The organism is Mycobacterium sp. SMC-17 (genome assembly GCF_045310915.1).
Lineage (GTDB): Bacteria > Actinomycetota > Actinomycetes > Mycobacteriales > Mycobacteriaceae > Mycobacterium.
Genome location: NZ_JBJIAK010000001.1, coordinates 61,024 through 75,158, shown reverse-complemented (window position 1 = coordinate 75,158; position 14,135 = coordinate 61,024). Strand labels below are relative to the sequence as shown.

11 protein-coding genes are annotated in these 14,135 nt (G+C 68.5%); 2 read left to right on the top strand and 9 right to left on the bottom strand.

From position 1 onward, the window contains the following. Positions 1–25: 25 nt before the first annotated feature. Complete coding sequence (locus tag ACJH7A_RS00320) at positions 26–1,633, top strand: DUF222 domain-containing protein (protein ID WP_406801266.1); 1,608 nt, start codon at positions 26–28, stop codon at positions 1,631–1,633. Positions 1,634–1,939: 306 nt separating this feature from the next. Here ACJH7A_RS00320 and ACJH7A_RS00315 read toward each other — a convergent pair whose 3' ends face one another. Then, complete coding sequence (locus ACJH7A_RS00315) at positions 1,940–3,982, bottom strand: NAD(+) synthase (protein ID WP_406784470.1); 2,043 nt, start codon at positions 3,980–3,982, stop codon at positions 1,940–1,942. Between the two features lie 58 nt (positions 3,983–4,040). Here ACJH7A_RS00315 and ACJH7A_RS00310 point away from each other — a divergent pair, with 58 nt between their 5' ends. Beyond that, the gene (locus ACJH7A_RS00310) at positions 4,041–4,880 is read left to right on the top strand and encodes an NAD-dependent protein deacetylase (protein WP_318985526.1); all 840 of its coding nucleotides are present in this window, start codon (positions 4,041–4,043) and stop codon (positions 4,878–4,880) included. Here the strand turns inward: ACJH7A_RS00310 and ACJH7A_RS00305 are convergent. From ACJH7A_RS00305 to ndk, 8 genes are all read right to left on the bottom strand, one after another. Further along, positions 4,856–6,163: a protoporphyrinogen/coproporphyrinogen oxidase gene (locus ACJH7A_RS00305; RefSeq protein WP_406801265.1), complete on the bottom strand. Its 1,308-nt coding sequence runs from the start codon at positions 6,161–6,163 to the stop codon at positions 4,856–4,858. The genes ACJH7A_RS00310 and ACJH7A_RS00305 overlap by 25 nt on opposite strands. A gap of 4 nt (positions 6,164–6,167) precedes the next feature. Continuing rightward, complete coding sequence (locus tag ACJH7A_RS00300; protein ID WP_020102177.1) at positions 6,168–6,791, bottom strand: PIG-L deacetylase family protein; 624 nt, start codon at positions 6,789–6,791, stop codon at positions 6,168–6,170. Positions 6,792–6,922: 131 nt separating this feature from the next. Continuing rightward, on the bottom strand, positions 6,923–8,044 hold the full coding sequence (proB, locus tag ACJH7A_RS00295; protein WP_406801264.1) for a glutamate 5-kinase: 1,122 nt from the start codon (positions 8,042–8,044) through the stop codon (positions 6,923–6,925). Further along, positions 8,041–9,501 carry a GTPase ObgE gene (obgE, locus tag ACJH7A_RS00290; RefSeq protein WP_133427232.1) on the bottom strand — a complete coding sequence of 487 codons (1,461 nt, stop codon included), beginning with the start codon at positions 9,499–9,501 and terminating at the stop codon, positions 8,041–8,043. Before obgE ends, proB begins: the two co-directional genes overlap by 4 nt. Positions 9,502–9,606: 105 nt before the next feature. Beyond that, positions 9,607–9,864, bottom strand: a complete 258-nt coding sequence (rpmA, locus tag ACJH7A_RS00285; protein WP_020102180.1) for a 50S ribosomal protein L27 — start codon at positions 9,862–9,864, stop codon at positions 9,607–9,609. Positions 9,865–9,882: 18 nt separating this feature from the next. Continuing rightward, positions 9,883–10,206, bottom strand: a complete 324-nt coding sequence (gene rplU, locus ACJH7A_RS00280; RefSeq protein WP_020102181.1) for a 50S ribosomal protein L21 — start codon at positions 10,204–10,206, stop codon at positions 9,883–9,885. A gap of 192 nt (positions 10,207–10,398) precedes the next feature. Next, complete coding sequence (locus ACJH7A_RS00275) at positions 10,399–13,407, bottom strand: Rne/Rng family ribonuclease (protein ID WP_406801263.1); 3,009 nt, start codon at positions 13,405–13,407, stop codon at positions 10,399–10,401. A gap of 315 nt (positions 13,408–13,722) precedes the next feature. After that, on the bottom strand, positions 13,723–14,133 hold the full coding sequence (gene ndk, locus ACJH7A_RS00270; protein WP_061002858.1) for a nucleoside-diphosphate kinase: 411 nt from the start codon (positions 14,131–14,133) through the stop codon (positions 13,723–13,725). Positions 14,134–14,135 lie beyond the last annotated feature (2 nt).

Genomic DNA, 14,135 nt, shown 5'->3' with positions numbered 1-14,135 from the left:
GGTCGAGATCGCTAAAATCGAACATATGTACGAGGAACTGGTGATCGAAACCAGGGAAGCCGACGACGCTTCCCTGGTCGACACGATGACCAGCGCAATACGGGCCGAAGCCCAGAGTGCCGCCCGCCGGCTGGCTGCCATCGCCGAACTCACCCACCGCCGCTGCATCGACCACGAGGACCGCGACCTGTGGGCGTGCGACGGCTGGGACGCCGCGGCGTGCGAGATCGGCGCGGCCCTGACGATCAATCGCTGGCAAGCCGCCAGTCAGATGCACCTCGCGCTCGCACTGCGTGACCGGCTCCCACACGTCGGCGCCCTGCTGGCGCGCGGGGACCTATCACTTCCGTTGGTCACCCTGATCTGCTGGCACACCGAGTTCGTGCAAGACCCCGCAGCGCTCGCCCTCATCGACACCGCCATGGCCGGCAGCGCGCGCGAATGGGGACCGTTGTCGAAGGCCGACACGATCCGGCAGATCGACAGCTGGATCGAGAAGTTCGACCCGGCCGCGGTGCGTCGTAGCCGTAACGCCGTCCGCGGTCGCGATGTCGAGTTCGGCAAGCCGGGTGACCCCGCAGGCGTCACGTCTGTCTGGGGTCTGTTACTGACCACCGACGCCGAACTGCTCAAGCGCACCCTCACCGCCATGGCCTACGAGGTCTGCGACGACGATCCCCGCAGCCTCGCCCAGCGCCGCGCCGACGCGTTGGGCATCCTGGCCGTCCGTGGCGATCGGCTGCCCTGTCACTGCGGCAAACCCGACTGCCCGGCAGCCGGAGCCGATCCGCGCGCCGCAGCCGTCGTCATAAATGTCTTGACTGGCGCTGCGCCACAACCGATCAGCGATCCTCTGCTCGATGCGCCGGAGGCCGCACCGCCGGTGACGGCAAACACTCCGGTCGCCGAGGCACTCGCGCCTCTGCCTGAGCCCGAGCCTGTCGTCGACCAGAGCGTGGTCGGCTATCTGTCCGGCGGGCCGGTGATACCCGCGGTGGTCATGGCAGACCTGGCCGCCCGGGGTGCGAGCGTGAAAATGGTTACCACGCCGCAGGTTCCGGCCGACGGGCAACCGCGGTACCGGCCGTCGACCGCGCTCGACCGCTACGTGCGGATGCGGGACATCACCTGCATGCACCCCGGCTGCGACCGCCCCGCCGTGGACGCCGACCTCGACCACACCATCCCCTGGCCGGCCGGAGCCACGCATCCCGGCAATCTCAGCCCGAAGTGCCGCAAGCACCACCTGGTCAAAACGTTCTACAGCGGCGCAACCGGATGGCACACCCGGCAGAACCCGGACGGCACCATCGTGTGGACCGCACCCACCGGGCATACATACACGACCGTGCCCGGTAGCCGAATCCTGTTTCCCGACAGGCACTTCCCTACCACAGCGCCGCCACCATCGGCAGCGCCGCCACCATCGGCTACGGCGACCACCAGCGATCAACCCGGTCGCGACCTCATGATGCCCACCCGCCGGCGCACCCGCATCGACGACCGCGCTCGACGTACCCGGCACGAGCGCAAACTCAATTGGGCCGAGCTCTTGGCGTCGGAGTCGACCGCCGAAGCCAAACTCCAACTCGCCCAACAACTCATCGACGGCGACAGCTCGCCACCGTTCTGAAGCCGGTGCGGCTACACGGCCACCGAGGACACGTTGATGACCCCGGCCGACGTGAAGCTCTGGTACGGCGTGGTCGAGGCGAGTTGATCGGGGTGCCGTGGAAACTCGGGTCGGTCGGCATCACGTCGGATGTGTAGAACTGCCCATCCTGGTCGACCCATTGGAAGCGGTCCAGTCAGTTGAGGTCTCGCTCGTCAGGAGCTGGTTCTGGATGGGGCTCGCCGGATCGAGCGTGATGAGGTCGTCGACCGTGCCGTGGATGATCAGGGTAGGTTTTCTGCTGCGGGGTCAGGAACGCCGGCCCGTTCAGGCCTCCGGCACGTTACGGTCGATCTCGTCGAGCCAGATGCGCGCCGACATGTCCGACGGCGCCCGCCAGTCCCCGCGCGGGGACAGCGCGCCGCCGGCGGACACCTTCGGACCATTCGGCAGCGCCGACCGCTTGAACTGACTGAACGAATAGAACCGCTGGACGAAGACTTTCAGCCAGTGCCGGATGTCGGCGAGCGAGTAGGCGACGTGCTCGTCGTCCGGGAAGCCGGCCGGCCAGTCACCGGCGTCGGCGTCGTGCCACGCATGCCAGGACAGGAATGCGATCTTCGACGGCCGGAAGCCGTACCGCAACACCTGGAACAGCGAAAAGTCCTGCAGTGCATACGGTCCCACCTTGGCCTGGCTGCTCTGGACTGCCTCACCGTCGGTCGCCGGAACGAGCTCCGGGGTGATCTCGGTGTCCAGCACCGACTGCAACACCTCGTTGACGTCGGCGTTGAACTGACCCGAGGAGATCACCCACCGGATCAGATGCTGGATCAGGGTTTTCGGCACCCCGCCGTTGACGTTGTAGTGGGACATCTGGTCGCCGACGCCGTAGGTGCACCAGCCCAGGCCGAGCTCGGACAGGTCGCCGGTGCCCAGCACGATGCCGCCGCGCTGGTTGGCCAACCGGAACAGGAAGTCCGTCCGTAGGCCGGCCTGCACGTTCTCGAACGTCACGTCGTAGACGGCCTCACCGCGGGCGAACGGATGCCCCATCTCGCCCAGCATTTGCCGCGCGGTGTCCCGAATATCCAACTCCGAGAACGTAACTCCGAGCGCCTTCGCCAGCGCGGTCGCGTTGTTCTTGGTGCGATCGCCGGTCGCGAAACCCGGCATGGTGAAGGCCAGGATGTCGCTGCGCGGACGGCCCTCGCGGTCCATCGCCTTGGCCGCCACGATCAGCGCGTGCGTGGAGTCCAGCCCGCCGGACACGCCGATCACCACGGTCGGGAAGTTCAGCGCCCGCAGGCGCTGCTCCAGACCGGACACCTGGATGTTGTACGCCTCGTAGCAATCCTGTTGCAGCCGCGCGGGATCCGCCGGCACGAACGGGAAGCGCTCGACCTCCCGGAGCAGGCCGATGTCGCCCGCCGGCGGCGAGAGCGTGAACTCGATGCGGCGGAAATCCGATGTCCGGTCGGCGAAGGTGCGCCGGTTGTCATCGAACGTCCCCATGCGCAACCGCTCGGCGGCCAGCAGCTCGGTGTCGACGTCGGCCACCGACCGTCGCTCGCCGCACGGAAAACGCTCGGATTCGGCCAGCAGCACGCCGTTTTCGTAGATCATGGTCTGGCCGTCCCAGGCCAGGTCTGTTGTGGACTCACCCTCCCCCGCGGCGGCATACACGTACGCCGCCAGGCATCGCGACGACGCGGAGCGGGCCAGCAGCTTGCGGTCGTCGGCCCGGCCGATGGTGATGGGGCTGCCGGAGAGGTTCGCCAGCACCGTCGCACCGGCCAGCGCGGCCGTCGCACTCGGCGGCACCGGCACCCACATGTCCTCGCAGATCTCCACGTGCAGCACGAAATTCGGCAGATCAGCGGCGGCGAACAACAGGTCGGGGCCGAACGGCACGTCGATACCGTTCAGCCGGATCGTGCCCTCGGCATCATCGCAGGCCGCGATCTGACGCGATTCGTAGAACTCGCGGTAGGTCGGCAGGTACGACTTGGGCACCACGCCGAGTACCGAACCGCGGTGGATCACCACCGCGGTGTTGTAGATGCGGTGCCGGTGCCGCAGCGGCGCGCCCACCACCAGAACCGGCAGCAAGTCGGCCGATGCCTCGACGATCGACGCCAGCGCCTCGGTCGTCGACTCCAGCAGCGTGTCCGACAGCAGGATGTCCTCTATCGAGTACCCCGAGAGGGTCAGTTCCGGGAACACCGCCAATGCGACGGCGTCGTCGTGACACTCGCGGGCCAGGCGCAGCACCGACGCGGCGTTGGTCGCCGGGTCCGCGAGTGCGGTGTGGTGCGTGCACGCGGCGACGCGGACGAATCCGTGTCGGTAGGCGGAGTAGAAGTCCACGTCTCGATTGTTGCATCGACACGTGGTGCAACTCCGTGGACGGCCTACCCTCGATGACGTGCAGGCTCCTGAACTGGTCAATCTGCTGGCCGACCGGCGTCTCGCCGTGCTGACCGGCGCCGGCATCTCCACCGACTCGGGCATCCCGGACTACCGCGGGCCGGACTCGCCGCCGAGCAATCCGATGACCATCCAGCAGTTCCTGTCCGGGCCGGCCTTCCGGCAGCGGTACTGGGCCCGCAACCACATCGGCTGGCGGCACATGGCCGCACGCCGGCCCAACGCCGGCCACCGCGCCGTGGCCGCCATGGAACGCGCGGGCCTGGTGACGGGCGTCATCACCCAGAACGTCGACCTGCTCCACACCAAGGCCGGCTCCCAGACGGTGGTGAACCTGCACGGCACGTACGCCCAGGTCGTCTGCCTGAGCTGCGGACACACCATGACCCGGGCCGCGCTGGCCGTCGAACTGGAACGGCTCAATCCCGGTTTCACCGAACGGGCCGAGGTCGGAAGTATCGGCGTGGCCCCCGACGCCGACGCCACCGTCGAGGACACCGCGACATTCCGGTACCTGGACTGTCCACGCTGCGGCGGCATCCTCAAACCCGACATCGTGTACTTCGGCGACAGCGTGCCGAAAGACCGCGTGCAACAGGCGTACGCCCTGGTCGACGCCGCCGACGCGCTGCTGGTCGCGGGATCATCGCTGACGGTGTACTCGGGCTACCGCTTCGTCCGGTACGCGGCCGCCGCCGGCAAGCCCGTCGCGATCATCAACCGCGGCACCACCCGCGGCGACGACCTGGCCACGGTGAAGATCGAGAGTGGCTGTTCGGAAATGCTCGCGCTGCTGTCCGGCGAATTGGCCGCTCAGAACCTCTCCGGGTGCCAGTAGACATCCTCCGGAGTACCGGACAGCGCGTTGTCCACGGCCTCCCGGCCCTGCAGATAGCCGTAGTCCTGGTTCGACGACTCGTAGCGCCAGCCACCGAACCGGCCGCGGCTGTAGAAGCCGTGCGCGCGCAGCCGCTCGTCGACGGTCCGCACGATGTCGTCACGGCCCAGGGTCGGCACCGGATAGCCCATCGGCACTTCCCGCACGAACCGGCTCACCACGTACTCCGACTCGGCCCCCAGCGCCCGCAGTGATTCCTCGGTACGCCGCACCGCGTCGTCGGCGGTCAGTGGCTGTCCGGGCAGCAGCGGCACCTCGCACAGCACGTTCCAGCGGCCGTCGCCGGCGTTGGTGGGGTCGTAGTTGTTCAGCATCGTGGCCCGGTACCACGGCACGCCCAGGTCCGGGCAGTACAGCCAGGTCTTGTCGGCCAGCGCGTCCGGCGCCGCACCCCGGTAGCCCAGCCCGACCGCGTAGATCCGACTGGCACACAACGTGTTTCGCTCGGCCGTCCCGTGTGCGCCGGCGCCACCGAGCCAGCCCCAGGCCGTCGTCAGCGGCGCCGAGCTGACGCAGTGGTCGTAGGAGACGGTCGAGCCGTCGTCCAGCGTCGCGACCCGCCCGGCCACATCGACGTCGACGACGCGGGTATTCAGCCGCACCGTGCCGGGCGCCAGCATCTGGTCGTGCACGCCCTGCCACAGTGCACCGGTGCCGCCGATCGGATACGGAAAACTGCCCGCGGGGGCCGGCGCCGAGCCGGCCAGCCCGAGGCGCGGTACGTTCGGCGCGGCGCTGCCGCTGCGCAACGATGTCCATTCGTGGTCGATGTGTTCGAGCGGGGCCGTCCACATCTTGTAGTTGTAGGGGCCGAAAAACTCGTCAAAATGTTTGCCACCGAAATTGTTGCGGTAATAGTCGGCGAGGTTGTGCAGCGGTGCGTCCGGGTACAGGTCGGTCGGCATCTCGGCGAGTTGCTGCTGGATGGGCGTGGGCACCAGACTCTGCGGCCCGCTGCCGTCGAGCCACACCCAGCCGTTGCGGGCGACGTCGTTCATCTTCACGCCCGAGGCGTCGACCGCACGGTCGAATTCCGCGAAGTGGCTGTGCAGCACGTGGCCGCCGAGATCCCAGGTGAAACCGTGTTCGTCGCGCACCGACGTGGCCATGCCGCCGACCTGATCACCGGCATCCACCACCAGATGGTCGACCCCGAGTTCGGTCAGCCGGACGGCAGCGCCCAAACCCGTCGGGCCGGCGCCGACAATGAGAAAGGTCGGCACAGGGTCAGAAATCGACGACCAGTCGGGCCGGTTCGAAGCCCTCGGCGAATGCCCGGCGGCACAGGAAGCCGTAGTGCTCAGCGGAACTGCGCACCCACGAGGCACTGACCTTCTCGCTGGCCTCGGCCTGCGACACGTGCGACATCAGGGCTTCGATCTTCTTGTCCAGCGAGTCAGAGATGTCGACGAACGCCGTCGGATTGAAACCGATGGCCGACGGCCCGCCGTACGTCATGATCGACGACACCCAGCGCGCCGCACCGAGGGTACACCGCGAGACCACCCGGTGGTCCTGGTGACTGTCGTTGGCCGTGTGGGTGTAAACGATTGTGGCAGAAGACTTTTCGATGGCGTCTTCGATCAGGTGGACGAGCTCGAACTCCTGCAGCGAAACGCGGCAGTCGCCGAAGCCCTGACCCCACAGCAGTTCGTGGACGCCGAGCACCTCCACCGCGCGGAGCTGTTCACGCACCCGCTCCTGCGAGTCGCCGGGCCCCTCCTCGCCGCGGGTCACCACCAACATCGTGACCCGGTCGCCGGCCGCGACATGCTTTGCCAGCGCACCCCCGCAGCCCAGTTCGATGTCATCGGGATGCGCGCCGACCGCCAGCACGGACTGTCTCGCCATCGCCCCCTCAATTCTGTTTGCTGCGTCAGGTGTCGAAGGCAGCATAACCCTAATTTAATGGGTAGGCCTTCTCCAGCAGGGAAAACACCGAACGAGGCGTCGATTCTAGCCAAATACACACGAAGTCGACGTCAAATTGCTACCAGATCATCGGCATGCACCGCGGGTCGGCGCAGCTCGACGGGCAGTTCGGGCGTGGACCGGCCGATGATGCCCGCGAGCTCGGAATCTTCGTAGGCCACGACGCCCCGCGCCACCGCGGTGCCGTCGGGACCGTGCAGCTCGACGACGTCGCCGCCGTGGAAGCGCCCGGCGACCGCGGTGATCCCGGCGGGCAGCAACGATTTTCTTTGCCCGACGACGGCCCGCACCGCACCGGCGTCCAGCGTCAGGGTCCCCGTCGTCTCGGCGGCGTAGCGCACCCAGAACCGCCGCGCCGACATGCGCTCGGGACGCGCCGCAAAGACCGTACCCACCGACGCGTCGGTCAGCGCGGCGGCCGCGTCGCCGGCCGCGGCCAGCAGCACCGGAACGCCGGCGTCGGCGGCCAGCAGCGCGGACGACAGCTTCGATGCCATACCGCCCGTGCCCAGGTGGCTGCCCCCGGTCGCGGACACGCCGTCGAGGTCACCCGACGCGGCGACCTCCGGGATGAAGCGCGCGTTGCCCTTGCGTGGGTCGGAGTCGTACAGCCCGTCGATGTCGCTCAACAGGATCAGGGCGTCGGCCCCGACCAGCTGGGCCACCAGAGCCGACAGCCGGTCGTTGTCGCCGAACCGAATCTCGTTGGTGGCCACGGTGTCGTTCTCGTTCACGATCGCCACCGCGTGCAATGCCCGCAGCCGGTCCAGCGTCCGCTGCGCGTTGTTGTGCTGCGCACGCTGAGCGATGTCATGGGCGGTCAGCAGTACCTGCCCGACGGTCCGGTCGTACCGCCCGAACGCCGCACTCCACGAGTTGACCAAAGCCACCTGCCCGACGCTGGCCGCCGCCTGCTTGGTGGCGAGGTCCGTCGGGCGCCTGCTCAGGCCGAGCGGCTCGATGCCCGCGGCGATGGCGCCGGACGACACGATCACGACGTCCGAACCGGCCTTCATCCGCTTCTCGATGGCATCGGCCAGCGTGGCCAGCCGGCCGGCGTCGAACATGCCGTTGGGCGCGGTGAGCGCCGTGGTTCCGATCTTGACGACGACGCTGCGCGCGGTGCGCACGGCCTCGCGATGCGGCGAGACCGTGTCGGAGCTGTGCGTCACAACTCTTCCTCGGCATCCTCCGCTGACCGACGGCGTTCCTTGCGGGCCGCCTTACGTTCCGCGGCCCCGACACGGTCGGTCTGCTCCAGCCGAATGTCGGTGCCGCGTCCGGACATCTGCATGTCGACACCTGCGGGTGTCTGCGGCTCCCAGTCGAAGGTGACGTCGCCGATGGTCACCGCGCAGCCCGCGCGGGCACCCTTCTTGAGCAGTTCGTCCTCGACGCCCAGGCGGGCCAGGCGGTCACCGAGATAGCCGACTGCCTCGTCGTTGTCGAAGGCCGTCTGGGCGATCCAGCGTTCGGGCCGGGTGCCGCGCACGATGAAGCCGCCGGAGCCGTCCGATTCGACGGTGAAGCCGGTCTCGTTGACGGCGACGGGCCGGATGATCGGCCGGCGCGGTGCCACCACGGGTTGCGCGGCACGGTACGCCGCGACCATGTCCCACAACGCAAACGTCAACGGGCGCAGGCCATCTCGGCTGACGGTCGAGATTTCGTAGACGGGCCAGCCGTACTTGGCCGCCACCTCTTCCTTGACGAAGTCGGCGAGTTCGCGGGCGTCGGGCACGTCGATCTTGTTGAGCAGCACCGCGCGGGGCCGCTCGGCCAGGTCGCCGAGGGTCGAATCCCCTTGCAGCGTCGGGGTATACGCGGCCAGCTCGGCCTCGAGCGCCTCGATGTCGGAGATCGGGTCGCGGCCCGGCTCCAGGGTCGCGCAGTCCACCACGTGCACCAGCACGGCGCAGCGCTCGATGTGCCGCAGGAAGTCCAGGCCCAGGCCGCGGCCCTCGGAGGCGCCGGGGATCAGACCCGGGACGTCCGCGACGGTGAACGTGTTGTCGCCCGCCGAGACCACACCGAGGTTGGGCACCAGTGTGGTGAACGGATAGTCCGCGATCTTCGGCTTGGCGGCCGAAATGGCCGACACCAGAGACGACTTACCGGCCGACGGGAAACCGACCAGGCCGACATCGGCGACCGTCTTCAGTTCGAGGGTGAGATCGCGGATCTCGCCCTTCTCCCCCAGCAGCGCGAAACCGGGCGCCTTGCGGGCCCGCGACGCCAGTGCGGCGTTGCCGAGGCCTCCGCGACCACCGGCGGCGGCCTCGAAGCGGGTGCCGGCACCCACCAGGTCGGCCAGCATGCGGCCCTGGTCATCGAGCACGACGGTGCCGTCGGGCACGTGGACCTCGAGATCGGCGCCCGCGGCACCGTCCCGGTTGCTCCCGGCGCCGGGCTTACCGGAGGGGGCGTCGACGTGCGGACGGAAGTGGAAGTCCAGCAGGGTGTGCACCTGCGGGTCGACGACCAGCACGATGCTGCCGCCCTTGCCGCCGTTGCCGCCGTCAGGGCCGCCGAGCGGCTTGAACTTCTCCCGATGTACCGATGCACAGCCATTGCCGCCGTTGCCGGCGCGCGCGTGGATCACCACACGGTCAACGAACCGGGGTGCCATCTGACGTCCTCTCCCTCACACGAACGCTTCCCTGTCACCAGGGAAGAAAAAGAAAAGCTGCCACGAGGCGAAACCTCGTGGCAGCTTCACACCTCGTGTAAAAGGTTAGGCCTCGACCGGGACGATGTTGACCGTCTTGCGACCGCGCTTGGAGCCGAAGAGCACCGAGCCGGCGGCCGTGGCGAACAGGGTGTCGTCGCCACCGCGACCGACGTTCACGCCCGGGTGGAAGTGAGTGCCGCGCTGACGGACGAGGATCTCGCCGGCCTTGACGACCTGGCCGCCGAAACGCTTGACGCCCAGTCGCTGGGCGGCTGAATCGCGACCGTTACGAGAGCTGGACGCGCCCTTTTTATGTGCCATGTCTGTTCGCTCCCTTACTTACTTGATGCCGGTGACCTTGACGACCGTCAGCTGCTGACGGTGGCCCTGGCGCTTGTGGTAGCCGGTCTTGTTCTTGAACTTGTGGATACGGATCTTCGGGCCCTTGGTGTGCTCGAGCACCTCACCGGTGACAGCGACCTTGGCCAGCGCGTCGGCACTGGTGGTGACCTTCGCACCCTCGACCACGAGAGCGACGGGCAGCGACACCGAGGCGCCCTGCTCAGCGTCGAGCTTCTCGATCTTGACCACGTCACCGACGGCAACCTTGTACTGCTTGCCACCAGTCTTGACGATTGCGTACGTGGCGTTATCGGCTGCCATCGTTGGTGTTCCTCTGTTCTTCGTTTCGTCTACTGCGGGGCGCGCGCCACCCGAAGGCTGCGAGCGCGGGTCTTAGGTTGGAGCGGCGCGGGCGTCCGCAGCTCTCCATGTCGCCGGTGTCGGCCAGGCGACAACTGGTCAAGGGTACGTGACCAGTTAATCGAGGGTCAAACCGCGTGGACCCTCACGGCATCAGCCATCGACACCTCCGACCGGCGGACCGGCGGGACGGGCCGCAGCGCGGCGCCGCTGCCGGACGACGGGAACCTGGGCGACGACCGGTTCAGCGGGCTGATCAGCCTCGTCGTCCTCGTCGTCCTCTTCGTCTTCGTCGTCGTCCTCATCCGAGTCGTCCTCGTCCGAGTCGTCCTCGTCCGAGTCGTCGTCTTCGTCGGTGTCGTCGTCGAGGTCCAGCTCATCGCTGTCGTCGTCGCCGTCCTCGAAGTCCTCGTCGAGCTCGACTTCGAGCTCATCGTCTTCCGACTCGTCGGCATCCTCGTCGTCTTCGACGTCCTCATCGGTGTCCAGCTCGGTCAGCACCTCGGCGGACTCGACGGCGTCGCTGTCGGCGGCTTCGTCGGCCAGGCCCTCGGTGTCCTCGGTAGCGTCTTCGTCGTCGAGCTCGTCCTCGTGCTTGCCGTTCGCGGCCGCCATGGCCTTGAACATCGGGTGCTCGCCCTGCGGATGCGACGGCACCTTGGCCACCGGCGTCTCCTCGGCGCGCGGCGCGGCCTTCTTGGCGCGCTTGCTGCGCCGGCCGCCACCACCGGCACCGCCGGCGGCCTCGGCCTTGCGGCCGTTCGCCGACGCGGTGTCCACCGGATCGCCGTGCAGCATGATGCCGCGGCCCGCGCAGTGCGGACACGTCGTGGAGAACGCCTCGATCAGGCCGGTGCCGAGCCGCTTGCGGGTCAGCTGCACCAGTCCGAGGGAGGTGACCTCGGACACCTGGTGGCGGGTCCGGTCCCGGGCCAGCGCCTCGGTCAGGCGGCGCAGCACCAGGTCGCGGTTGGATTCGAGCACCATGTCGATGAAGTCGATGACGATGATGCCGCCGATGTCCCGCAGCCGCAGCTGACGGACGATCTCCTCGGCCGCTTCGAGGTTGTTGCGGGTGACCGTCTGCTCCAGGTTGCCGCCCGAGCCGGTGAACTTGCCGGTGTTGACGTCGACGACGGTCATGGCCTCGGTGCGGTCGATCACCAGGGTGCCACCCGAGGGCAGCCAGACCTTGCGGTCCATCGCCTTGGCCAGCTGCTCGTCGATGCGGTACACGGAGAACACGTCCGGACCTGTGGGCCCGCCGGCGGGCTCGTACTGCGAGATGCGCGAGAGCAGTTCGGGCGCAACCGCGTTCACGTAACCGTTGATGGTGTTCCAGGCCTCGTCACCCGACACCACGAGCTTGGAGAAGTCCTCGTTGAACAGGTCGCGGATGACCTTGACCAGGACGTCGGGCTCCTCGTACAGCGCCACCGCGGCGCCGGCGGCCTTGGCCTTGGTCTCCGCAGCCGTCGTCTCGATCTCGGTCCAGCGTTCCTGCAACCGGTTGACGTCCGCGCGGATGTCCTCTTCCTTCACGCCCTCGGACGCCGTGCGGATGATCACACCGGCGTCGGCGGGCACGACCTCCTTGAGGATTTCCTTCAGGCGCTGGCGCTCGGTGTCCGGCAGCTTGCGGCTGATGCCGGTCGACGACGCCCCCGGCACGTACACCAGGTAGCGACCGGCCAGCGAAATCTGCGTGGTGAGGCGCGCGCCCTTGTGCCCGACCGGGTCCTTGCTGACCTGGACGACGACGTAGTCGCCGGGCTTGAGCGCCTGCTCGATCTTGCGGTTGTTGCCGCCGAGGCCGGCAGCCTCCCAGTTGACCTCACCGGCGTAGAGCACACCGTTGCGGCCCCGGCCGATGTCGACGAATGCCGCCTCCATCGAGGGCAGCACGTTCTGCACGATGCCGAGGTAGATGTTGCCGACCAGGCTGGCCGACGCGGCGGACGTCACGAAGTGCTCGACCACCACGCCGTCTTCCAGCACGGCGATCTGGGTGTACCGGGCACCTTCGTGCGGCGGTTCGGTGCGGATCTTGTCGCGCACCACCATCACGCGCTCGACGGCTTCGCGGCGGGCCAGGAACTCGGCCTCGCTCAGGATCGGCGGCCGGCGCCGGCCCGCGTCCCGGCCGTCACGACGGCGCTGACGCTTGGCCTCGAGCCGGGTGGACCCGGTGATGCCCTGGATTTCGTTGTTGTCCGACTTGGTGCGCGGGGCGCGCTCGTGGACGACGGTGTTGGGCGGGTCGTCGGGCGAACCGGCCTCACCGTCGGCATCGTCACCGCCGGCACCGCCCGACTTGCGGCGGCGACGACGGCGGCGACGGCGGCTGGCACCGTCGGACGCGTTCGCGTCGTCGTCACCGGCGTCTTCGTCGGCCTCGCCGTCGGTGTCCTCGTCACCTTCGGCCGACGCATCCTGCGTCTCGCCTTCGGCGTCACCGTCGGTGGCGTCGTCGCTGCTCTGTTCACCCCGGCCGCGGCCACGACCCCGGCGGCCACGACGGCGGCGCCGGTTGGCGGGCCGCTCGCCGTCTTCGTCGGTGCCGTCCTCGCCGCCCTCGTCGGCGGCGTCGGCCGCATCGTCGGCGGTGTCGTCGTCGGCGAAGTCGTCGGGCTCGGCGGGCGGCCGGAATGTCACGGGCTGCGGCGCCACGAACAGCGGCAGGTAGTCGGCGGGCTCGGCGGCGGGCGCCGGGACCGTCTCGAGCAGCAGGCGGGACTCGGGCTCGTCTTCGTCAGGCTCCGCGGCGCCGGCATCGGCCGCCTCGCGGGCGATCTCGACGGCGGCTTCGGCGACGTCGACGGCTTCGACGGCGACCTCGGCGGTCACTTCGGTGCTCTCGCTGACGACCTCGACCAGCACCTCGGCCGCCGGCTCGACGGTCGCGGCCGGTGCGGGGTCCTGCGTCGCCTCGCCACCGAGTCCCAGCAGGTCACGGACCCGCTCGGCCTCGGCGCGCGTCACCGTGGACGCCGGGTTGCGGGGCCTACCGTCGACCCCGGCGAGGGTCTCGGTGATCTTCTTGCTGGTCGTCCCGAGGATCCGGGCGAGCGAGAAAATCCGCAGGCGCTCGGGGAGCTCTATCGGCTCCGCTGCGCTGCCGGCGTCTTCGGATCGGGCTTCAAGTTGGGCATCGTCGGCCACGTATTCTCCTCAAGCCCCCGGGCGCGTCGTGCGACGCGGCCACGCGAGGGCTTCTTGTATTGGCTCGGGGAACTTCTCCCGAGATTGTTGTGGTCTCGCACCTAGCGGCCCACGGGGAGCCCTCGGTGCCTGGCTGAATGATGGCTGGACGGTCGGCGCCGCACCCGGATTACTCCGGGTGGTCGCGTCGTCTAAGTCTTCATCCGGGCGTCCGCTCCTGGTATGAAGCAGGTCACCCGTAGGCCAGTATCCCACATCGTCGGCCAATCTCCGACGAGGTGCCGCCGGTAGCTCAGCTACCGGCGGACCACAGTGTCAGTTACCGGGGAACCACAAGGCGATTTCACGGGCCGCGGACTCCGGGGAATCCGAGCCGTGCACCAGGTTGTCCTGGGTGACCAGGGCCAGGTCACCACGGATGGTGCCGGTCGCGGCCTTCTCCACCGGGTCGGTGCCGCCGGCGATCTGCCGGAAGGCGGCGACGGCCCGCGGGCCCTCGACGATGGCGGCCACCACCGGGCCGGAGGTGATGAATTCCAGCAGGTCACCGAAGAAAGGCTTGCCCTCGTGCTCGGCGTAGTGCTTGGTCGCCAGCTCCACGCTGACGGTCTTCAGCTCCAGTGCAGCGAAGGTCAGGCCCTTGCGCTCGATCCGGCTGATGATTTCGCCGATCAGGTTGCGCTTGACGCCGTCGGGCTTGATCAAAACAAGGGTCTGCTCAGTCACGG

Excerpts from the sequence above, each read along its gene's own strand:
- ACJH7A_RS00320 (WP_406801266.1), top strand. The coding sequence starts at position 26 with ATGTACGAGGAACTGGTGATCGAAACCAGGGAAGCCGACGACGCTTCC.
- ACJH7A_RS00300 (WP_020102177.1), bottom strand. The coding sequence starts at position 6,791 with ATGGCGAGACAGTCCGTGCTGGCGGTCGGCGCGCATCCCGATGACATC.
- obgE (WP_133427232.1), bottom strand. The coding sequence starts at position 9,501 with ATGGCACCCCGGTTCGTTGACCGTGTGGTGATCCACGCGCGCGCCGGC.
- rpmA (WP_020102180.1), bottom strand. The coding sequence starts at position 9,864 with ATGGCACATAAAAAGGGCGCGTCCAGCTCTCGTAACGGTCGCGATTCA.
- rplU (WP_020102181.1), bottom strand. The coding sequence starts at position 10,206 with ATGGCAGCCGATAACGCCACGTACGCAATCGTCAAGACTGGTGGCAAG.